The organism is Burkholderia sp. Bp8991 (assembly GCF_003853795.1).
Classification (GTDB): Bacteria; Pseudomonadota; Gammaproteobacteria; order Burkholderiales; family Burkholderiaceae; genus Burkholderia.
Map to the genome: position 1 here is coordinate 41,735 of NZ_QTQJ01000023.1, position 21,653 is coordinate 63,387.

19 protein-coding genes are annotated in these 21,653 nt (G+C 69.1%); 12 read left to right on the plus strand and 7 right to left on the minus strand.

Features of this window, described 5'->3' with window-relative positions:
* Window positions 1-17 precede the first annotated feature (17 nt).
* The gene (gene mprF / locus DIE02_RS24140; RefSeq protein WP_124484646.1) at window positions 18-2,612 is read left to right on the plus strand and encodes a bifunctional lysylphosphatidylglycerol flippase/synthetase MprF; all 2,595 of its coding nucleotides are present in this window, start codon (window positions 18-20) and stop codon (window positions 2,610-2,612) included.
* Window positions 2,609-3,886 carry a virulence factor family protein gene (locus DIE02_RS24145; RefSeq protein WP_124484647.1) on the plus strand — a complete coding sequence of 426 codons (1,278 nt, stop codon included), beginning with the start codon at window positions 2,609-2,611 and terminating at the stop codon, window positions 3,884-3,886. Before mprF ends, DIE02_RS24145 begins: the two co-directional genes overlap by 4 nt.
* A gap of 75 nt (window positions 3,887-3,961) precedes the next feature.
* Here DIE02_RS24145 and DIE02_RS24150 read toward each other — a convergent pair whose 3' ends face one another.
* The 4 genes from DIE02_RS24150 to DIE02_RS24165 form a co-directional block, all read right to left on the minus strand.
* A complete protein-coding gene (locus tag DIE02_RS24150) occupies window positions 3,962-4,426 on the minus strand; it encodes a DUF934 domain-containing protein (protein WP_124484648.1) in 465 nt (154 codons plus the stop codon).
* The gene (locus DIE02_RS24155; RefSeq protein ID WP_124484649.1) at window positions 4,423-6,207 is read right to left on the minus strand and encodes a nitrite/sulfite reductase; all 1,785 of its coding nucleotides are present in this window, start codon (window positions 6,205-6,207) and stop codon (window positions 4,423-4,425) included. Before DIE02_RS24155 ends, DIE02_RS24150 begins: the two co-directional genes overlap by 4 nt.
* Window positions 6,208-6,454: 247 nt before the next feature.
* Entirely contained in the window at window positions 6,455-6,856 is a 402-nt protein-coding gene (locus DIE02_RS24160) for a hypothetical protein (RefSeq protein WP_124484650.1), read from the minus strand.
* A gap of 101 nt (window positions 6,857-6,957) precedes the next feature.
* A complete protein-coding gene (locus DIE02_RS24165; protein ID WP_124484651.1) occupies window positions 6,958-8,391 on the minus strand; it encodes a PLP-dependent aminotransferase family protein in 1,434 nt (477 codons plus the stop codon).
* 563 nt (window positions 8,392-8,954) lie between these two features.
* Here DIE02_RS24165 and DIE02_RS24170 point away from each other — a divergent pair.
* Both DIE02_RS24170 and DIE02_RS24175 read left to right on the plus strand, forming a co-directional pair.
* Window positions 8,955-10,076 (plus strand): extracellular solute-binding protein, encoded by a 1,122-nt coding sequence (locus tag DIE02_RS24170; RefSeq protein ID WP_124484652.1) that lies wholly within the window; start codon window positions 8,955-8,957, stop codon window positions 10,074-10,076.
* Entirely contained in the window at window positions 10,073-11,848 is a 1,776-nt protein-coding gene (locus DIE02_RS24175) for a sensor domain-containing diguanylate cyclase (RefSeq protein ID WP_124484653.1), read from the plus strand. Before DIE02_RS24170 ends, DIE02_RS24175 begins: the two co-directional genes overlap by 4 nt.
* Window positions 11,849-11,948: 100 nt before the next feature.
* Here DIE02_RS24175 and DIE02_RS24180 read toward each other — a convergent pair whose 3' ends face one another.
* Window positions 11,949-12,248: a DUF4148 domain-containing protein gene (locus DIE02_RS24180; RefSeq protein ID WP_124484654.1), complete on the minus strand. Its 300-nt coding sequence runs from the start codon at window positions 12,246-12,248 to the stop codon at window positions 11,949-11,951.
* A gap of 273 nt (window positions 12,249-12,521) precedes the next feature.
* The gene (locus tag DIE02_RS24185) at window positions 12,522-12,782 is read right to left on the minus strand and encodes a hypothetical protein (RefSeq protein WP_006760082.1); all 261 of its coding nucleotides are present in this window, start codon (window positions 12,780-12,782) and stop codon (window positions 12,522-12,524) included.
* Window positions 12,783-13,047: 265 nt separating this feature from the next.
* Between DIE02_RS24185 and DIE02_RS24190 the strand changes: the two genes are divergently transcribed.
* Both DIE02_RS24190 and DIE02_RS24195 read left to right on the plus strand, forming a co-directional pair.
* Entirely contained in the window at window positions 13,048-13,944 is an 897-nt protein-coding gene (locus DIE02_RS24190; RefSeq protein ID WP_124484655.1) for a LysR family transcriptional regulator, read from the plus strand.
* 136 nt (window positions 13,945-14,080) lie between these two features.
* The gene (locus DIE02_RS24195) at window positions 14,081-14,713 is read left to right on the plus strand and encodes a LysE family translocator (protein WP_124484656.1); all 633 of its coding nucleotides are present in this window, start codon (window positions 14,081-14,083) and stop codon (window positions 14,711-14,713) included.
* Window positions 14,714-14,918: 205 nt separating this feature from the next.
* Here DIE02_RS24195 and DIE02_RS24200 read toward each other — a convergent pair whose 3' ends face one another.
* Window positions 14,919-16,604, minus strand: coding sequence for a metallophosphoesterase family protein (locus DIE02_RS24200; protein WP_124484657.1), 1,686 nt, complete (start codon window positions 16,602-16,604; stop codon window positions 14,919-14,921).
* Between the two features lie 305 nt (window positions 16,605-16,909).
* Here DIE02_RS24200 and DIE02_RS24205 point away from each other — a divergent pair, with 305 nt between their 5' ends.
* From DIE02_RS24205 to DIE02_RS24230, 6 genes are all read left to right on the plus strand, one after another.
* A complete protein-coding gene (locus DIE02_RS24205) occupies window positions 16,910-17,209 on the plus strand; it encodes a YXWGXW repeat-containing protein (protein ID WP_124484658.1) in 300 nt (99 codons plus the stop codon).
* Between the two features lie 217 nt (window positions 17,210-17,426).
* Window positions 17,427-18,191, plus strand: a complete 765-nt coding sequence (locus DIE02_RS24210; protein WP_124484659.1) for an RNA polymerase sigma factor — start codon at window positions 17,427-17,429, stop codon at window positions 18,189-18,191.
* The gene (locus tag DIE02_RS24215; RefSeq protein ID WP_124484660.1) at window positions 18,188-18,607 is read left to right on the plus strand and encodes a hypothetical protein; all 420 of its coding nucleotides are present in this window, start codon (window positions 18,188-18,190) and stop codon (window positions 18,605-18,607) included. The genes DIE02_RS24210 and DIE02_RS24215 overlap by 4 nt, the downstream gene beginning before the upstream one ends.
* Complete coding sequence (locus DIE02_RS24220) at window positions 18,604-19,107, plus strand: periplasmic heavy metal sensor (RefSeq protein ID WP_124484661.1); 504 nt, start codon at window positions 18,604-18,606, stop codon at window positions 19,105-19,107. The genes DIE02_RS24215 and DIE02_RS24220 overlap by 4 nt, the downstream gene beginning before the upstream one ends.
* Window positions 19,108-19,182: 75 nt before the next feature.
* Window positions 19,183-20,028, plus strand: coding sequence for a GNAT family N-acetyltransferase (locus DIE02_RS24225; protein ID WP_124484662.1), 846 nt, complete (start codon window positions 19,183-19,185; stop codon window positions 20,026-20,028).
* A 229-nt stretch (window positions 20,029-20,257) separates the two neighbouring features.
* The gene (locus DIE02_RS24230; protein ID WP_124484663.1) at window positions 20,258-21,652 is read left to right on the plus strand and encodes a DUF1800 family protein; all 1,395 of its coding nucleotides are present in this window, start codon (window positions 20,258-20,260) and stop codon (window positions 21,650-21,652) included.
* The last annotated feature ends 1 nt before the right edge of the window (window position 21,653 follow it).

Genomic DNA, 21,653 nt, shown 5'->3' on the forward strand with positions numbered 1-21,653 from the left:
CCACCACTGAACACTCTATGTCTTCCCGCCACCCTGGCCAGCCCGGCCGTGCCGCGGCAGCGATCGCCCGTGTCGCGACGCTGATCCGCAATGAGCGCGTGCTGTCGCCGCTGCTCGCGCTTGGCATCGGCCTGCTGCTGATCGTGGTGTTCCAGCACCTGTCCGAATCTGTCGACTACCGCTCGGTGATCCGCCAACTGCGCCACCTGTCCGTGGGCGAGTGGGGCGCGTCGCTGGCCGCGACGGCCCTCAGCTATCTCGCGCTCGTCGCCCGCGATGCGGTCGGCCTGCGCTACGTCGCCGCGAAAGTGCCGCGCGCCGCGCTGTGGATCGGCGCGATCGCCGGCTCCGCGCTCGGCAATGCAACCGGCTTCGGCGCGCTGACGGGCGGCGCCGTGCGCGCGCGCGTGTACGGCGTGTCGGGCGTCACCCCCGCGCAGATCGGCCGGATGACCGTCTTCACCAGCGGCACGCTCGCACTCGCACTGGTGCTGATGACGGCGGTCGGCATGGTCTGCGTGCCGCAGACGCTCGCCGCGATGCTGCATGTCGCGCCCGGCGTGCTGACGTGGAGCGGCGCCGCGCTGCTCGTGGTGCTGGCCGTCATGACGATGCTGTGCGGCAACGTCGCGCGCCCGGTCGTCACGCGCTTCAAATGGCTCGCGTTCGACGTGCCGGCGCGGCGCGACCTCGTCGCCCAGGTCGTCTATGCGGTGCTCGACGTCGTGGCCGCGGGCCTGACGCTGTGGGTGCTGTTGCCGTCCGCTCCAGTCGGCTTGCCGACTTTCATCACCGTGTACGCGGCCGCGCTGCTGCTCGGGATGATCGGCCATACGCCGGGCGGGATCGGCGTGTTCGAGGCCGCGATGGTCTTCACGCTGGGCCGCGAAGTGCCGGCGCACGCGATGGTCGCCGCGCTGATCGCCTATCGCGCGATCTACTTCGGCGTGCCGCTCGTGCTGTCGGCCGGCCTGCTGGCCGGGTTCGAGGGCCGCGCGCTGCGCCGCCGGCTCGTGACGCGGCAGGCCGCGCGCGTGTCGCAGCTGGCGCCGCTGTTCCTGAGCCTCGTGACCTTCGCGGTCGGCGGGATGCTGGTGATCTCGAGCGCGACGCCCGCGTTCTGGCACCGGATCGCGATCCTGCGCAACATCGTGCCGCTGTGGGTGCTCGAAGGCTCGCAGGTGATCTGCAGCGTGCTGGGCGTCGCGTTGCTGTTCGTCGCGCGCGGGCTGCTGCGCCGGCTCGACGGCGCATGGTGGATGACTTTCGCGCTGACGCTCGCGAGCCTCGCGCTGTCGCTGGCCAAGGGCCTCGCGTTCGTCGAGGCCGGCGTGCTCGGCACGCTGCTGGTGCTGCTGCTCGTCAGCCGCCGCCGCTTCAACCGGCATTCGTCGCTGCTCGCCGAGCGCTTCACGGTGAGCTGGTTCGTCTCGGTGACGATGGTGCTGGTGCTCGCCGTGTGGGTGCTGTGCTTCGCGTTCCGCGACGTACCTTACACGCGCGATCTGTGGTCGCATTTCGCGTTCGACGAGCGCGCGCCGCGGGCGCTGCGCGCGACGCTGGCGGCCGGCGTGTTCGTCGCGATGTTCGCGCTGTGGCAACTGCTGCGGCCGGCGCCCGGTCGTTTCGTGAAGCCCGCCGAGCAGGACCTGATCGACGCGGAGCAGATCATCCGCGCGCAGGAGTGCAGCGATGCGGGCCTCGCGCTGATGGGCGACAAGTCGTTCCTGTTCTCCGAATCGCGCCGCGCGTTCCTGATGTATGCGAAGAACGGCCGCACGTGGGCCGCGCTGCACGATCCGGTCGGCCCGCGCGAGGAATGGCCGGCGCTGATCGGCAAGTTCATCGCGCTGGCGCATGCGCACAGCGGCCGCGCGGCGTTCTACCAGGTGCGCGCGAACGCGCTGCCGCTGTATCTCGACGCGGGGCTCACGCTGATGAAGCTCGGCGAGGAAGCGCACATCGCGCTCGACCGCTTCGACCTGAAGGGTTCGAACCGGTCGCACCTGCGCTATGCGCTGCGCCGCGGCGACAAGGACGCGCTGACGGTCGAGGTGATCGCGCCGCGCGACGTGCCGGCCGCGCTGCCGTCGCTGCGCGACATCTCCGACGGCTGGCTCGACAGCCGCGACGCGCGCGAGAAGAGCTTCTCGGTGGCCGCGTTCCACGACGGCTATCTCGCGACGCAATCGGTGATGCTCGTGCGCCAGGCCGACAAGCCGATCGCGTTCGTCACGTTCATGACGACCGACCTCAACACCGAGGCGACGGTCGGCGTGATGCGTCATCTGCCGGACGCGTCGCCGTATGCGATGGAGTATCTGTTTACGCAGCTCGCGCTGCATCTGAAGGAAGCGGGGTTCCGCAAGCTGAGCCTGGGCATCGCGCCGTTCTCGGGGATGGGGGCGGCGAAGATGCCGTCGCCGTGGCACCGGTTCGGGCTGATGGTCTGGCGCTTCGGCGGCCGCTTCTACAACTTCCGCGGCTTGCGTGCATTCAAGAGCAAGTTCGAGCCGCACTGGGAGCCGCGCTATCTCGCGGCCTCGGGCTCGGTCGGCGTGTTCGTCACGCTCGCGGATCTGTCCCTGCTGGCTGGAGGTCGGCGTTCATGATGTTGAAGAAGGGTATCGCGCGGGCGGCAGCCGCCTGCGCGGGAATGATGCTGGCCGGCGCGGCGTTCGCGGCGCAGGCCGCGGCGCAACCGGAAACCGTGTCGGGCGGCCGCTACGGCCCCGTGACCGTGACGAAGCCGGGCGGCCCGCTGCGCGGCTTCGTCGTGCTGTTCTCGCGCGGGCGGGGCTGGGGCGCCGCCGACCAGCAGGCGGCCGACGCCCTCGCTAAAGCGGGCGCGATGACGGTCGGGGTGGATTCGGAGCGCTATGCGGCGAACCTCGCCGCGAAGCAGGAAACCTGTCACCACCTCGACGGCGATGCCGAAGCAGTCAGCCACCAGCTCGAACGCCTCGCGCAATCGGCGCGTTACTACACGCCGATCGTCGCGGGCGTGGGCCAGGGCGGCGCGATCGCGAAGCAGATCCTGTCGATGGCGCCGGAAAACACGATCGCCGGTGTCGCGTCGGTCGCGCCGGCGGCGAAGCTCGATGCGCGCTTCAAGCCGTGCCCGCCCGATCCGACGATCGTGCGCCGCGCGATGCCGGGCTTCGTCGAAACGGCCGCGGCCGGCGACACCGCGACGCTCGTGTCGCTCGTCACGTCGCACCTGCACGACACCAGCAGCACCGACGAGCTCGACGTGTCGGACCTGCCGCTCGTCGAGCTGCCGGCCAAGGGCGGCAGCGACCGCCTCGCGATCGTGATCTCGGGCGACGGCGGCTGGCGCGATCTCGACAAGACGATCGCCGAGGCGCTGCAGCGCGACGGCGTGGCGGTGGTCGGCATCGACAGCCTGCGCTACTTCTGGAGCGAGAAGCCGCCTGCACAGGTGAGCCGCGACCTGGCGCGCGTGATGCGCACCTACATGGCGCGCTGGCATGCGAACCGCGTGGCGCTGGTCGGCTACTCGTTCGGCGCGGACGTGATGCCGTTCGCGTACAACCGGCTGCCGGCCGACCTGCGTGACAAGGTGGCGGTGATGTCGCTGCTCGGCTTCGCGCCGGCGGCGGATTTCCAGATCCGCGTGACGGGCTGGCTCGGAATGCCGGCGAGCGACAAGGCGATGAAGGTCGCGCCGGAAATCGCGAAGGTGCCGCCGCAGCTCGTGCAGTGCTTCTACGGCGCGGAAGAGAAGGACACGATGTGTCCGGCGCTCGCGAACACCGGTGCCGACGTGATCAAGACGGGCGGCGACCACCACTTCGGCCACGACTACATCGCGCTCGAGAAGAAGATCCTCGGCGCGTTCGGCAAGCCGGTGGCGGCGCGCTGAACGCCGGCGCCCGCGGTGCGGCGGGCGCGGCGCTTGCGGTTCATCGGACGGGCGGCCTGTGCAGGCCGCCCGTTTTCATTTCCCGGCTTGCGTCTCGACTTGCGGCGCCGCGTCCTGCCGCGGCGCCGCCGTTCTCGCATCGCGCTGATAGAAGCCGGGAAACCGGTCGAGCTGCCGGCGCGCGGCGGCCAGATCGGCATCGGCGCCGAGCACTGCGCTCGAAAACCCCGTGCGCTCCATCAACAGCAACTGATCGACCAGCACGTCGCCGGTCGCTCGCAGGTCGCCGGCGAAGCCGAAGCGCTTGCGCAGCAGATACGCCTGGCTGTATGCGCGGCCGTCGGTGAAGGACGGGAAGTGCAGGTCGATGCGCGCGGCCTGCGCAATGCGTGCGGCGAGCGGCCGCAACTCCTCGTCGTTGCCGATCGTCAGGGTCGTGCGTGTCGCGGTGTCCGGCGCGTTCGTATCGTCGGCGTGTTCGGCCGGCGTCAGCAGCCGGATGCGTGCGTTCGTGCTGGCGTGTGCGTCGGTCGGTGTCATGCGTGCTCCGCCTGGTGACGGGCGTCGTTGGCCGCGGCCTTGAAGGGCTCGGCGCCGATGCGGCGCACCGTGTCGATGAATCGTTCGCTGCGGCCGTCGGCGTCGAGCCGCGCGTCGAGATAGACATTGACGAGCGCGTCGACGACATCGACGATCTCGTCCGCCGAGAACGACGGGCCGATCACCTTGCCCGGCCGAGCGGGGCCGCTCGCGCTCGAGCCGTCCGAGCCGCCGAGCGTCACCTGGTACCACTCGGCGCCGTCCTTGTCGACGCCGAGGATGCCGATGTGCCCGCTGTGATGATGGCCGCAGGAGTTGATGCAGCCGCTGATGTGCAGGTCGATGTCGCCGACGTCGTGCAGCATGTCGAGATCCTGGAACCGCTCGGCGATCGCATCGGCGATCGGGATCGAGCGCGCGTTCGCGAGCGCGCAGAAATCGCCGCCCGGGCACGCGATCATGTCGGTCAGGAGTCCGACGTTTGCGCTGGCAAGGCCGATCGCGCGCGCTTGCTCCCACAGCAGGAACAGGTCGTCGACGTGCACCCACGGCAGCACCACGTTCTGAGTATGCGTGACGCGTGCCTCGCCGGCCGAGAAGCGCTCGGCGAGTTCGGCGAGTGCGTCGAGCTGCTCGGGCGACGCGTCGCCGGGCGCCTGCAGGCGGCGCTTGAACGACAGCGTGACGATGCGCAGCGCCGGGTCGCGATGCGCTGCGACATTGCGCGCGAGCCAGCGCGCGAAGGCCGGATGGCGGCTGGCGTGTGCGGCCATGCGCGCTTCGATGTCGTGCAGGTCGAGCGTGCGGGGCGCGAGGCGCGGCGGCACGAACGATGCGGCGATCCGGTCGAACTCGGCCTGCGGGATCGTGTGCGGGCCGCCGTCATGCTCGACGATCTGGCGGAATTCTTCCTCGACGTCGTCGATATAGCGCTGTCCCTCGCTCTTCACGAGGATCTTGATGCGCGCCTTGTACTTGTTGTCGCGCCGCCCGTAGCGGTTGTACACGCGGACGATCGCCTCGATGTAGTTCATCACCTGCTGCCACGGCAGGAACGCGCGCAGCAGCGTCGCGATCAGCGGCGTGCGGCCCATGCCGCCGCCGGCGCTCACGCGAAAGCCGAGTTCGCCCGCGTCGTTGCGCACGAGTTTCAGCCCGACGTCGTGCCAGTCGGTCGCCGCACGGTCCTCGGCCGCGCCGGTGATCGCGATCTTGAACTTGCGCGGCAGGAACGCGAATTCCGGATGCAGTGTCGTCCACTGGCGCATCACCTCGGCGAACGGGCGTGGATCGGCGATCTCGTCCGGCGCGACGCCCGCGCGCTCGTCGCATGAAATGTTGCGGATGCAATTGCCGCTCGTCTGGATCCCGTGCATGTCGACGGTCGCGAGCAAGTCCATCACGTCGGCCGCCTTCGCGAGCGGAATCCAGTTGAACTGCACGTTGGTGCGGGTCGTGAAGTGCGCGTTGCGGGTCGGCAGGCGCAGCGTGCCGAGCTGCGCCTGCGCGTCGCAGGCGGCGCGGTAGGTGGCGTCGTCGGGCACGTCGTAGTCGCGTGCGATACGGGCGAGCACGCGCAGCTGCCCGCTCGACAGTTCGCCGTACGGCACGGCCACGCGCAGCATCGGCGCATGGCGCTGCACGTACCAGCCGTTCTGCAGGCGCAACGGCCGGAACGCATCCTCGCTCAGCGTGCCGTGCTGCCAGCGTTCGAGCTGGTCGCGGAACTGGGCGGCGCGGCTGTGCACGAGCGCCCGGTCGAAATCGGTATATCGGTACATGACGTGATACGCGAGAGGAGCGGCGGCGCAGGGGCGCGCGCCGCTCGGGAGGGGACGTTGCGACGGGTGTCGGGCAACAGGGACAGCGTAGGGAGCGCGGGGCGGCGGGACAAGCAGCAGATCGGAACGGAAACGGCGCAGCAGATCGGAGCGGAAACGGCGCAGATCGGAATGGAAACGGCGCAGCAGATCGGCGGAGCGCGCCGTTGTGTGCCGGGGCATGCATTGCGCATGCCCCGCGTCGGGTTCAGGTTTGCGCCGGCGCGTCGACGATCAACGTCGGATCGAGCGCGCGGATGCGCTGGTCGATGAAGTAGCCGCCGCCTTCCTGATAGCGCAGATAGAGCCGGCCGCACGATATGCAGCGGCTGACGTTGCAGCGGTTGTACGGAAAGTGGCGCGGCGCGATCGGCGCGTCGTCCGACGCATAGCGCGTGCCGGCCGGATGATATTCGTCGTAGGTCGGCTCGGTCTCGCCGGGCGGCGCAAGCGTGGCCACTTCGGTCAGTTGCGTGTCCTGCAGCGACAGCGGCAGGGTCGTCCAGCCGGCGAGCGAGGTTCTCGTGCACGTGCACGGCTGCGTAACGTGTGCCGCTTCGGCCGCCAGTTTCAGCAACGCGTCGTGATCGAGGTAGGGCAGTTGGCTCATGGGCAATCGTGAAGGAGCGGCGGGACCAGCAATGTAACCCGCGCGCGGCTTCGCTGCATGGACGTGATGCGGGCGGCGCGCAGCGTGCGCACGAGGCGCGATCAGCCCGACTTGCGTACCGCCGGCCCGGCGACCAGCTCGCCGAGCACGCGGATCGCGCGCTCGATGTCGCGGCTCCACGGATGGCCGAAGTTCACGCGCACGCAGCGCTCGAAGCCGTGCGCGGCCGAAAACAGCGGCCCCGGTGCGAAGCTGATGCCGCGCGCGATCGCCTGGCGGTGCAGTTCCATCGCGTCGATCGCGTCGGGAAACGACAGCCACAGGAAATACCCGCCGTCCGGCCGCACCCACTCGACGCCGGGCGGCAGCCAGCGCCGCAGCGCGTCGTCCATGCGCGCGAGCTGCGCCTGCAGGGTGCCGCGCAGCTTGCGCAGGTGACGATCGTAGCCGCCGTGCTCCAGATAGTTCGCGATGCCGGCCTGCGCGGGAATGCTCGCCGACAGCGTGGTCATCAGCTTGAGCCGCTGCACCTTCTCCGCGAACCGGCCGGCGGCGGTCCAGCCGATCCGGTAGCCGGGCGCGAGCGTCTTCGAGAACGAACTGCAATGCATCACGAGGCCGTGCCGGTCGAATGCGCGCGCGGGCAGCGGGTAGTCGGGGCCGAAATGCAGCTCGCCGTATACGTCGTCCTCGATCAGCGGCACCTCGCGTGCGGCCAGCAGCTCGACGAGCGCGCGCTTCTTGTCGAGCGACAGCGTGACGCCGGTCGGATTCTGGAAATTGGTCATGAACCAGCACGCGCGGATGTCGTGCCGGTCGAGCGCGTTCGCGAGCGCATCGAGATCGAGGCCCGTGCGTGGATTGACGGGAATCTCGACCGCGCGCAGGTCGAGCCGCTCGATCGCCTGCAGCGCCGCATAGAAGCCGGGAGATTCGACCGCGACGACGTCGCCGGGCCGCGTGACGGCCATCAGGCACAGGTTCAGCGCTTCGAGCGCACCGTTGGTGACGACGATCTCGTCGACGGGTTGCGCGACACCGGTTGCCAGATAGCGCCGCGCGATCTGCTGGCGCAGCGCCTCGCTGCCGGGCGGCAGGTCGACGACCGTGCTCCACGGGCTGACGAGCCGCGTCGCCTGCGCGAGCGATTTCGCGAGGCGCGGCAGCGGAAACAGCTGCGGCGCGGGAAATGCGGAGCCGAGCGGCACGATGCCGGGCTGCGTCGCGGCGTCGAGCACCGAGAACACGAGGTCGCTGATGTCGACCTTGCGCGTGGCGCCGGCACGGCTCGCGCGGCGTTTCGCGGGCGGGTTCGCCGCCGGGCCCGCGCCCGGCGCGACGTAATAGCCGGAACGCTCGCGCGCGCGGATCAGCCCCCACTGTTCGAGCAGGTAGTACGCGCGAAACACCGTCGACTGGCTCACGCCATGCTGCGCGATGATCTGCCGCAGCGACGGCAGGCGCGTGCCGACCGCGAGGTTGCCGTTGCGGATTTCGTCGGCGATCGTCTGGGCGAGGTTTTCGTAGCGTTTCATCGGCGCGGGCGGAGCATGCTTGGTGCCGCTCGCGCGGGGCCGATGCGGCGCCGCGCCGGCGGGCGCGCGTCATTGTCCGACGAGCGGCCCGAAAAGGAAAGCGCGACGGCCGCGGCCGGTCGCGCTGTCGTGGCGATGCCGACGCGTGCGCATCCGGCGCGCGTGATCGCGGCGTTCATGCCTGCGTGGCGTGGATGCGCATGCGACGGCGTGACGCACATGCAGGCGGAGGTGGCGACACGACGCGACGGATGACGCGCGTCGCCGAATGCATCGAATGCACCGAACGCTCCGAACGCTCCGAACGCATACGCAGTACATGCCGCGTGGCGCCGTGGCTGCAAGCGGAGTTGGCACACGTCGCGTCTTGCCTTTCACCTGATGATTCTCCGTTCGAGTGGCCGGGTTCGAGCGCGTGCAGCGACGTGCGATCGAACGCGTACACGGATGACGCGCTCCGAATAGGCGGATGCAGTGCGCGTGCGGCTTGTTCCAATTGCGCGGCGATATTTTTTGTGGTCTTGTTGCACGATCAAGCATCGACTCGAAAAAAGGACAGTCGAATGCATACGGGGAATTCGGACGAGGACCGATTGATCAGGGGAATCGGCGCGCGCCGTGCGCGCCGCGCCGCGTGCCGGTGGCTTGTCGTCCTGACGCTGGGCTGGCAGGGCCTGCCTGCCTGCGCCGCTTCCCCCGAGACCGTCGGCGACAACGTACTGCGTGTCCTTGCGTGGCCCGGCTACGCGGACAACGATGTCGTCAATGCATTCGAGACGCACTTTCATGTGCACGTCGAAGTAACCTTCGTCGATTCCGACGAAGCGTTGTGGACACGGATGCACAGCGCGTCGCCGCCGCCGTACGACGTGCTTGCGGCCAACACGGCCGAGATCCAGCGCTATGCGAGCGACGGCCTGCTCACGCCGATCGACCTGTCGCAGATCCCCAACCGCCGGCGGCAACTGCCGAATTTCCAGCAGCTCGCGACGATCGGCGGACTCGTGCGCAACGGCTCGACCTATGCGATTCCGTTCACGTATTCGTCGATGGGACTGATCTACGATCGCAAGCAGGTGCCGGTCGCGCCGCGCTCGATGCTGGAACTCTGGAATCCGCGTTACCGCGGCAAGGTGCTCGACTTCAACAGCGCGCCGCATAATTTTTCGTTCACCGCGCTCGCGCTCGGCTATCCCGACCCGTTTCACCTGTCGCCCGCGCAAACGCTTGCCGTCGCGCACAAGCTGGTCGAACTGCGGCGCAACCTGCTCACGTATTACACGCTTCCGGACGAGGCGACCACGCTGTTCGTCCAGCATCGCGCGGCGCTGATGTTCGGCAACTATGGCACGCAGCAGGTCGAACAGCTGCGTCGCGCCGGTGCGGATGTCGGCTACGTGATTCCGGACGAAGGCGCGCTCGCGTGGCTCGACTGCTGGGGCGTCACGCGCGGCGCGGAGCATCGCGAACTGGCGTTCGCGTGGATCAACTACATGCTCGAACCGGCGATCGGCGTGCTGCTGACCGAACGCCAGGGGCTCGCGAATACGCTCCAACCGCCACCCGGTCTCGAGGCCGGCCACCAGCACCTCGTCTGGATCCAGCCGGTCGAGGACATCGCGCGGCGTGAGTCGCTATGGAGCCGCATCGTGTCGGGCGACCGGCCGGAGCGGTTCGAAAAATGATCAGGCTCGGGCTCACCTGGAAGCTGTCGATGCTGTTCGCGTGCATCGGCGTGATCGCGTCCGGCACGACCGGCTACTACACCTACCGCGCGAACCGGACGATGCTCGTGCAGGAAGCGCAGCACAGCCTGCTGATGTCGACGCACTTGCTCGGACAGCGCTTCACGACCGCGCTGTCCGACGTGGCCGACGATGTGCTCGTGCTCGCGCAATTGCCGGCGTCGGCGTCCGTCGCGAGCGGGGAAGGCGCCGATCGCGCGCCGCGCACGCGGCTCGAACAGGTGTATTACAGCTTCATGAAGAACCACCCCGAGTACCTGCAGATCCGGCTGATCGCGCGCGGGGATTTCGGGCTCGAGCGGATCCGCGTCGATCGCGACGCGCACGGCATCGTCGTGTTGCCGGAGAGTGCATTCCAGGAAAAAGGGCAGTTTCCTTACGTATTCGATACGCTTGCGACGGCGCCCGGTCATATCTACCTGTCGCCGATCGCGATCAATCACGAGACCGGCTCGCATGCGGCCGAAGGGCTGCCGATCCTGCGCGTGGGCACGCCGGTGGTCGACGAAGGCGGCCGGGTCGTCGGCGCGCTGGTCGTCGACGTCGAGCTGACGCGCATGTTCGACCGGCTCGAACGCGATCTGCCGCCAGACTACGTGGTGTATCTCGCGAACAAATGGGGCGATTTCCTCGTGCACCCCGATCCGTCGCAGATCTTCGGCTTCGATCGCGGGCACCGCGTGCTGATGCAGGACAGCTTCCCCGACACGCGGCTGCTGTTCGTCGGGGCGCGCACGAACGTGGCGCTCAACGGTCTCACGCAGCCCGACGCCGCACCGGGCCAGATGTTCGCGTTCGTGCGCACGCCGTTCGGCAACAACGAGGGCAACCGCTTCGTGGTGCTCGGCATGGCGCGTCCGCTCACGGACGTGCTGGCGCCGGCCGGGATGCTCGGCGAGCGGATCATCCGGATGGTGCTCTTGATGAGCGTGGCGGCGGTGATTCTCGCGATCCTGTTTGCGAGCGCGATCACGCGGCCGTTGCAGATGCTCGCGCGCGCGGCGACCCACGTGTTCGACGATCCGGCCGCCGAACGGTTGCCGGTCGCGCGGGCCGACGAGATCGGCGTGCTGGCGCGCTGTTTCGACAGCATGCGCGTCGAGATCCGTACGCAGGTCGCGATGCTGCGCGCGAAGCAGCTGGAACTCGCGCACCTCGCCGGTCACGACCCGCTGACCGGCTTGCCGAACCGCCTGTTGTTCATGGAGCATCTCGATGCCGCGATCCGGCATGCGGCCGCGGTGCGCGAGGGGCTGGCGGTGATGTTCGTCGATCTCGATCGCTTCAAGCAGATCAACGACCAGCACGGGCACGCGGCCGGCGATCGCACGCTCGTCGCGGTCGCGAAACGGCTGAGCCTCGCGCTGCGCAGCGGCGACATGGCCGCGCGGCTCGGCGGCGACGAATTCATCGTGCTGATTTCGGACGTGCGATCGCCCGCGGTGATCGGCGATATCGCGTCGCGTATCCAGATCGTGATGGCCGAGGAACTGGAATTCGGCGACCGGCACCTGGCCGTGGGCGCGAGCATCGGCGTGAGTGAATATCCGGCGGATGGCGCGTCGGCCGAGGAACTGCTGGTCAAGGCCGACGCGGCGATGTACGCGGCGAAGGCGTCCGCGCAGTGCGCGTGCGTGCGTTACCAGGAACTGCTCGGCGGCGGTATCGCCACCGACGACGGCGGCCGCGTGGCGGCGGAGGGCAGCCGCTGACGGCGGACCGGCCCGGCGCGCGGCAAAAACGCGGCGAGCCCGTCACGGGACGGGCTCGCTGGATCCGGGCGGACCGCGCGCGATGCGCGCGGCGGCGGACTTAGTGGCCGAAGTAGACCGAGTCGCGCGCGTTGCGCACCTTGACCGCCGGTGCGCCGCCCTGGACGACCGGGGCCGGCTGCGCGCCGTAGCCGCTGTTGTCGGCAGCGTGTGCGCGCGCTTGCGCGGCCTGGATGTCTGCCGGGTAGTACGGGCTCGACTGGCTCGGCTTGTAGCCGGCGTTTTCGAGCTGGACGAGTTCGTTGCGCACCTGGGCGCGGGTCACGGTGCTTTGTGCGAAAGCGCCGAACGAAGCGGACAGGGCGACAGCGGCGACGACTGCGGAAACGAGCGATTTCATGATGACCTCCGATGTTCTATTGGGTTCGCTGGCGACACCATGTCGTAAGCGATTGATTACATCGTAGGCGTCGGTGGATTCAGGGTAAACGTGGATTCCGGCGAAAGATCATTGTCGGTGAGGCAACAATTCCAACATAAGTTCGATCCGTCCCCGTTCCGCGTTGCGGGAATTGCAAACTGACGGCGGACGGGCGGCGAGACATCGCGCACGGGCGAACGCCCGGTGGCGGGGCACCGGCAGGTGCGGCGGCTGGCGGGGGGCGTTGGCGGATCAGACGCCGTCGGCGTCGTCGATTTCCTTGCGCTCGCGGCGTTCCTCGTTGCCGCGGCGCGCCCGCAGGCGCTGGCGCGAGAGGACCGCGATCACCTGCTGGGTGGGCGCGCCGGACGGCAGCTCGTTGCGGATGCGATCGGGCACCATCGGCAGGCCCGCGCGCTGCCGGCGCAGTGCCTTCGCGATTGCCCGGCGGCATTCGTCCCCGTGGCAATCCCATTCATCGCGGATTCTCTGGCAATAACGGCATTGTTCCATCGGGACAGTCTAACGCGTCTTGGCGATCGGAGCTGAAGGCGCGACGGACGGGGCTTGGACGGACGCGGGCGCCGGCGCAATCGCGCGCGTGTCCGGCGACGGCGTTCGACATGATTCGAGGCTGAATCTTGCCCGAGCGCGGCGCGGGGCATCGGGCGAGGTCACGCGATGGCGCGCAATCGAAGCGCATGACACCGGATCAATCAAATTCATGATGCGTCGCTCTATCATGTGAAAAATACATGCATCGCAACAAGGAGGCGAGATGACGCTTGCGCAGTTGCAGGCCCTGGCTGCCGTGGTCGAACTCGGCTCGCTGACGGCCGCGGCCGACCGGCTCAGCCGCAGTCAATCCGCGATCAGCCACGCGTTGACCGAGCTGGAGGACGTCACCGAGGTCAAGCTGCTGTTGCGCGACCGCCAGCCGGTCGTCCTGACCGCTGCCGGCGAACGCCTGTGGCCGTACGTGCAGAACGTCGTCCGGGAAGCGCAGACGCTGCGCCAGCAGTTCGGCCTGGCGCGCGGCAAGCTCGAGGGTCGGCTGGTGGTGGCGTCGCTGCCGAGCGTCTCGCTCGCGTTCGTCGTACCCGCGCTCGAAGCGTTGAAGGCGGCGCATGAGGGTGTGACGGCCGTGCTGCTCGAAGGCACGGACGCGGAAGTCGAAGGGTGGCTCGACGACGGCACCGCCGACATCGGCGTGGTCGCCGGCACGAAGACTTTCGCGAACAACCTGCCGTTGCTCGACGAGGATTTCGTCGCGGTGGCGGCGAACGGCATGTTCGACGGGCGCGAGAGCGTGTCGGCGAAACGGTTGGCCACGATGCCGTTCATTTTTTCGAAGGCGGGGTGCGGGCCGGTCATCGCGGATTACTTCGCGCGCAACGGTGCATCGCTTCGCGCCGCGTTCAACGTGGTCGAGATGCGGACCATTCTGTCGATGGCGGAGGCGGGAATGGGCGTGTCGATCGTCCCGCGCATCACGCTCACCTATACCCGGTTCGGCGGCCGGGTGCTGGCGTTGTCGCCCAGGCTGCATCGTTCCGTGCGACTGGCGTGGAACGCGAGCGGCAACGCGGTCGCCGACGCATTCGTGAAACTGGTCGACGCGCAACGCGCGAAGGCCGGAAAGGCGATGCAGGCACGCGCGAAAAAGGGCAAGTAGCGGGCCGGCGGAACGACGCGATGACGGGGTGAAGCGCGCTCATGCATGACTTGCAGTTTATTCATGCCGACAGACGCCGACATGCAATACATTGCTGGACACTCGCCCCGACTTCATCGCGCCGAAGGAGACTGCCGTGCCGGCCTTGCCCACCCTGATTGCTTTCGGACTCGTATCGCTCGGCATGGCCCTGACGCCCGGCCCGAACATGCTTTACCTGATCTCCCGCTCGATCTGTCAGGGCCGCCGTGCGGGGCTGGTGTCGCTCGGCGGCGTCGCGCTGGGGTTCGTGTTCTACATGTTCTGCGCGGCATTCGGCATTACCGCGCTGGTGCTGACCGTGCCGTACGCGTATGACGCGCTGCGTCTGTCCGGCGCGCTGTACCTGTCGTATCTCGCGTGGCAGGCGCTCAAGCCGGGCGGCCGCTCCGCGTTCCAGGTGCGGCAACTGCCGCACGACAGCGGCGCACGGCTCTTCACGATGGGCTTCGTCACCAACCTCGCGAACCCGAAGATCGCGGTGATGTACCTGTCGCTGCTGCCGCAGTTCATTGCGCCCGGGCACGGCAGCGTGCTCGCGCAATCGCTGGCACTGGGCTGCGTGCAGATCGCGGTCAGTGTCTGCGTGAATGCGCTGATCGCGAGCATGGCCGGCTCGATCGCGGGGTTTCTTGCCGGTCGGCCCGTCTGGACGCGGGTGCAGCGCGGGTTGATGGGCACCGTGCTGGCCGGACTGGCCGTGCGTATCGCACTGGAATCGCGAAGCTAGGGGCACGGTGGCGGCAACGCGGCTTGCGGTGGAAACCGGCGCGCCGATGCGCATGCAAGGTGCGTCGGTCGAATGGACGCAGCCGCTCCGCATGGCGCAGCCCGTCGCGTATTCGTCGTATCCATCAGCGCGTCGCGCGCGCCGTCCCGCACGCGCCAACCCCGGCCGCCCGCCGCGCGATCATGCGTTGCGGGCGGCCGTCGCATCAGCGCTCGCGGCGCTTCTTGCTCAGCTCGATCGTCTCGAACAGCTCGTACTGTGCGCTCGGGTGCTGATCCGCGCCCGGCGCATGGTAGTAGCGCATCGTGATCGTCGTGTGGCTGCCCGGCTTGCCCGGATCGTGGTCGAACACCGCGATCCCGTAGCCGGTGCCCGTATCGCGGCGCGCGGACCAGATCGCATCCTCCAGCGCATCGGCCGGCTTGCGCACGAACGTGTTCGGCGCGGTGCCCGGCACCGGCCGGTTCGGCTTCGTGAAGACCTTGGCCTGCGCGAAGCCGGTCGCCGGGTTCTCGCCGTACACGTCGAGCGGCGCACTGGTGCCGCCGCCGCCGAGGATCAGGTGGATCGTGCCGTGGCTCGTGTCGAAGGTCGTGCGCTCGGGATCGGTCGACCCGACCGGACGCGGCTGCAGCGTCTCGACGACTTCGCCGGTCGATGCATCGACGCCCGCGCGGTGATTGCAGCCGCGCACCGGGTAGCTGCGCTCGTAATCGTGATCGTGACCGCACAGCACGAGGTCGACGCCGTAACGGTCGAACAGCGGCAGCCACGCCTCGCGGATGCCCTTGTCCGAGCCGTTGCCCGTCTTCGACGAACTCAGCGCGTCCTGGTGCATCTGCACGACGATCCAGTCGATGTCGTCATCGTGCGACGCTTGACGCAGCGTGTGCTCGAGCCAGCGCGTCTGCACGCCGTCGCTGTAGCCGCGCACGTAGAACGACGTGCCCGGTTCGATCGGCGCGCGGCCGGTGCTCGCGGCCGGCACCAGCGGAGCGGGGCCGCCGACGAACGCGGCCGCATCCTGGTACACGACGTCGTCGGCGTCGAGCGAGATGAACAGCACCGAGCTCACGCGGAAGCTGTACCAGCGGCCCGGAAAGCGCGTGCCGTTCTCCGGCAGCGTGTAGCGCGCGAGGTACGAGTCGAGCCCCTGCGGGCCGTTGTTGAATTCGATCTCGTGATTGCCCGGGCACGGCATCCACGGGCGGTTCGCGGCCGACGTCTGGTTGTTGTTGCCGAAGTCGCGCCACACCTCCGGCTGATGCGCGGGGTTCAGGTTCGCGTAGCAGAGGTCGCCGTTCAGCAGGTGGAACAGCGGCTGGAACTGCTCGACGGCCTGCACCGCGAAGCGGCTTTGCGGTGACGACAGCACCCATGCGCCGTTCGGCGTTGCGAGGTCGCCGTAGCTCGTGAAGCGGAACGGTGCGCGCCCGCGCGGCGCGGTCGTGAAGGTCGCGGCAAACGGCTGCGCGGCGTTGCTGTCGTTGTCGGCCGTCAGTTCGTAGCGGTAGCGCGTGTTCGGCTTCAGGCCGTGCACGCGTGCATGGTACGTGAACACCGTTTCGCCGTTCAGGCCGTCGGTGTAAAGGCGCTGCACGCCGTGCACGGTGCGTGCCGGTTCGCCGTCGGCGACGATCCGCGCCCGCGGATTGACGGCCGGCGCGAGCGATGCCCACGAGATCGCGACTTCCGACGCCGGGTCGCTGCCCCATGTCAGGTGCACCTGTTCGGGGGTGCCGTCCGGGTTCGACCCGGCGGCACGGGCGGCCGCGAGCCCGCCCGCGGCGGTGGCGAGGCCGGAGACGCCGGCCAGTTTCAGGAAGCCGCGACGCGATACGGAAGCGGCCGGCTCGTTCGACTCGGCGGGGAAGTTGTCCTGGTTCGACATGATCGTATTTTCGTTGAGTGACACGCGAAATGCGGAACCGCCCGGCCGTGCGCGAGCGCGTCCGGGGCGTGGGCCGGAAACGAGCGGGATCCCGGTGACACGCATTGTCGAAGCGCAGTTTTGCCGGGTTGTGACAGACGGTCGTCCACGCCCGGGCCCGATGCGTCGCCGGGTGAGCGCGGCGTTGCCGGCGCGGAGGAAATTTATTTGCGCGCGTCGCGACGGATTTTTCCGCATGCGTCGTTTAACGAACGAACGGCCACTTCCGGCCATCACGTTCGCTACACGACGCTTCGGAGTCTTGCATGAAACTTTCCATTTCATTACGGGTTGCCGCGGGATGCGTGGCCGCGCTGGCGACCTCCGCCGCATTCGCGCAGGCCGTCATCGTCGCGCCGGTCGCGCCCCCGCCGCCGCGCGTCGAAGTGATGCCGGCGCCACGCGCGGGCTACGTGTGGGATCAGGGCCACTGGCACTGGCGGCAGGGCCGCTACGTGTGGATCCCCGGGCATTGGCAAGCGGTGCGCGTCGGCTATCGCTGGGTGCCCGGGCACTGGGCCGCGCGCGGCCCGAACTGGCGCTGGGTGCCGGGTCACTGGGCGTGACGCGCAGGGTGCCGCGCGGCGCGCAGCGCCGGTGCGGCGGGACTTCCACACAACTTCATCCGTCGAGCCATGCCTTTTCGAACCATCGTGATCCTGACAGCCGCGGCCGTCGTGCTGGCCGGCTGTGTCGTGGTGCCGGCGCGTCCGGTGTATTACCGGCCCGCGCCGGTCGTCGTATATTGATCGCGCCGGCCGGCTGGCGATCGACAGGATCGATATGCCGTTCGAACCGGATGTCGACGAAACCGGCCGGGCGGATGCCGGACACGACGTGCGGCGCGCCGTGGACGCGCCGGCATGGCGCCGTGCGGCGCCGGCCCGACGCATGCAAGGAGAGCACGACGATGAGCTTCAGCCGGACGGCGGGCACGCTCGCCGGCAGCATGTGGCGGGCGCGCCGCGCATGGCGGAGCAGCCCGCGTTGAGCGACGCCGATCCGGACGCGGAACTCGTCGCGCGGGTCGGCGCGCGCGACACGTCGGCCGTGCGCGTGCTCGTCGCACGCAAGCTGCCGCGCCTGCTTGCGCTCGCGACGCGCATGCTCGGCGACCGGACCGAAGCCGAAGACGTTGCGCAGGAAACCTTCCTGCGGATCTGGCATCACGCGCCGCGCTGGCGGGATGGCGAAGCGCGCTTCGACACGTGGCTGCATCGCGTGGTGCTGAACCTGTGCTACGACCGGTTGCGCGGGCGGCGCGAGGAGCCGGTCGACACGCTGCCCGACGTGCCCGACCCGCAACCCGAGCCGGCCGCGCACGCGGAGTTGCGCGCGCGCGATGCGCGCGTGCGCGAGGCGCTCGCCGCATTGCCGCCCAGGCAGCGGGAAGCGCTCGTGCTCCAGTACTATCAGGACATGTCGAATGTTGAAGCGGCCAACCTGATGGGCATCACCGTCGATGCGCTGGAAAGCCTGCTCGCGCGCGCAAGGCGCAACCTGCGCGCGCAACTGGCCGGCGACCCACCTAGCGAGGACAAGCGATGACACCCGAACGATTCCGTACCATCGTCGCCGCGTACGGCTCGGATGCGCGGCGCTGGCCGCGCGACGAACGCGCGGCGGCCGAAGCGTGGGCGCAAGCGCATCCGCGCGACGCGCTCGCGGCGCTCGACGATGCCGCCGAGCTCGATGCCTGGCTCGTGCAGGATACGGTCGCGCCGCCCGCGCCGGCGCTCGTCGAACGCATCGTCGCGTCGGCGCCCGCGCCGCAACGTGCGCGGCGCCGGGGCACGGTGTGGTGGTCGGGCGCGGCGTTCGCGGGTGTCGGGCTCGCCGGCGCGCTGGCGGGCGCGGTGGCCGTGTCGATGCTGATGCTCGGCAGCGCGCCGATCGCGCAACACGAACCGGGATACCTGACGACGACGTTCGGCGGCCCGGGCATCGACGGAGGCGACGAATGAGCGAACGCGGCTGGAAATTCATGCTCGTCGGGTCGGTCGTGTTGAACGTGTTCATGCTCGGCGCGATCGGCGGCGGCGCGTATCAATGGTTTTCTACGCATCGAGGCCTGGATGGGGGCGGGATGCCCGGACAGCGCACGGCATTGCGGTTCGCCGCGGACGAATTGTCCGACGCGCGTCAGCAAGCGTTTGCGGCGGCGCTGAAGGCGGCGCGCAAGGAAGGTCGGGATTTCGCGCGGGAAGGGCGTGACGGGCGGATCACGGTGCTGGATCTGCTGGCGGCTCCGCAGCTCGATCGTGCGGCGATCGACGCGGCGCTCGATCGGACGCGGGCGGCCGATAGTGCATTGCGGGGGCAGGTCGAGCGCAGCGTCGTCGATTTCGCGGCGACGCTGACGCCGGATGAGCGCGCGAAATTCGTCGACGGGTTGCGGCGCAGCGGGAACTGGCGGCTGCCGGCGAGGTTTCAGAGGAAGCACGACGCGGCGGGGAGCCAGTAACTGGCGTGGTGTGACGACGCGTCACGCTCGCGAATCGGTTGGCGGCGATCTCGAGTGCCGCGACGGAGGCAAACCATGGATCGAAGCGAAGACTTGATCGTGCGCACCATGTCGGCCGACGAGGTGGCCATGTCGGTCGAATGGGCGGCAGCCGAAGGGTGGAACCCCGGCCTGCATGATCCGCCGTGTTTCAGGGAAGCGGACCCGGCCGGTTTTTTCGTCGGCGTGTGGCGTGGCGAGCCGGTCGCGTGCCTTGCTGCCGTCGCGTATGACGAACGCTTCGGCTTCGTCGGTCTGTACATCGTGAAACCCGGGTTTCGCGGCAAAGGCTTCGGCATGCGAATCTGGCAGCACGGCATGCGTTACCTGGGAGACCGCAATGTCGGTCTCGACGGTGTCGTGGCACAACAGGCGAACTACCGGAAGTCCGGGTTCCGGCTCGCATATCGCAACATCCGCTATCAGGGGCGTGTGGACGGCATCGGATGCGCGCACGCGGCCGCGGCGGCCGATGTCCCGTTCGAGCAGTTGCTGGCGTACGATCGCCAGTCTTTTCCTGCGCCGCGCGCGCGTTTCGTTTCCGCGTGGCTCGCGCAACCGGATGCCGTTGCGCTCGCAACGATCGACGCGGATCGCATCACCGGATACGGCGTCGTGCGCCGCTGCAACGCCGGCTGCAAGATCGGCCCGCTGTTCGCCGATGACGCCGGCGTCGCCACGGGGCTGTTTCGCGCGCTGGCGGCGCGCATGCCCGGCGAGATGATCGTGCTCGACGTGCCGGAAACGAATCCCGCGGCCGTCGCGCTGGCGGAACGGCACGGCATGTCGAGCGTGTTCGAAACCGCGCGGATGTATACGAAGGAAGCGCCGGCGATCGCGATCGACCGCGTGTTCGGCGTGACGTCGTTCGAGCTGGGGTGACGGTCACGAATAGGCTCGGACGATTGCCGTCCGGCAGCTCGTGATGGAGGGAACACCGGTGCTGTGGAAATCTGACGATCGGGCGCGGCACGCGCGCAGCTCGCCGCTGCTTGAAAGCCGACCGCAAGCTATACATCCCCGCGCCGAACCCGAAATATTTCGCTCATCCTGCGACGGATTTCCCGCCACCCTCCGTTAAACACGGGTACGCATCGCGAGAGCCCCCGTCATGGACCACCCGAACGACATCTCACCGGCCGCCATCGCGCTGAACCGCTTCGGCCTCGGCGCGCGGGCCGACGACGCGCCGCCTGCCGATCCGAAGGCCGCGCTGGTCGCCCAGCTCGATCGTTACGACCCGAGGCCGGCCGCATGGGCCGGCGAACCGGACGCGATCACGCTCGCCACGCGCTTCGCGACGACCCGCAACACGATGACGAGCGACGACGCGGCGGCCAGGCGCGCAACCGCGCAGTCGATCCGTCGCGACGGCTACGACGCCTATCGCAGCGCCGTCGCCGCGCGCTTGAACAACGCGCTCGCCACGTCCACGCCGTTCGTCGAGCGTCTCGTGCATTTCTGGGCGAACCATTTCGCGGTGTCGGTCGACAAGGGGCAGGTCGCCGCATACGCGGGCGCCTTCGAGCGCGATGCGATCCGCCCGCACGTGCTCGGCCGCTTCGAGGACATGCTCGTCGCCGTCGAGCAGCATCCCGCGATGCAGCTGTTCCTCGACCAGGCGCGCTCGGTCGGCCCCGACAGCCCGGCCGCGCTGCGCGCCGAAGCCCGCCAGCCGGCGGCACGGCGCGGCCTCAACGAGAACCTCGCGCGCGAAATCATGGAGCTGCACACGCTCGGGGTACGCACCGGCTACACGCAAACGGACGTGACGGAATTCGCGCGTGCGCTGACCGGCTGGAGCATTGCCGGCGGACGCGGGCCGCAGTCCGGCGATGCGGCGCCCGGCGCGTTCGTGTTCCGCCCGAAGCTGCACGAACCGGGCGCGCGCACGGTGATGGGCCGCACCTACGGCCAGCCGGGCGACGCGCAAGCGCTCGCGATCCTGGGCGATCTGGCGCGTTCGCCGGCTACGGGCCGGCATGTCGCGTTCCAGCTCGCCCGTCATTTCGTCGCCGACGATCCGCCGCCCGCGCTCACCGACCGGCTCGCCCGCGCATTCGATACGAGCGGCGGCGATTTGCCGACCGTCTATCGTGCGCTGGTCAATGCGCCGGACGCATGGTCACCGGTCAATCGCAAGTTCAAGACGCCGTGGGAGTGGGCCGTGTCGTCGCTGCGCGGGCTCGGCTGGCGCGATACCGGCGACCTGAAGGCCGCGCCGCTGCTCGCGCAGCTCGGCCAGCCGGTATGGCGGCCCGGGTCGCCGGCCGGCTACGACGACGTTGCCGCGAGCTGGGCCGCGCCCGACGCGCTGGTGCGTCGCGTCGAGATCGCGCAGCGGTTTGCCGCACGCACGGGCGACCGGCTCGACCCGCGCACGCTCGGCAAGACGCTGCTGGCCGGCTCGCTGAGCGCACCGACGGCGACGGCACTCTCGCGAGCCGAGAGCGCGACCACGTCGCTTGCACTGCTGCTCGTGTCGCCCGATTTTCAACGGAGATGAA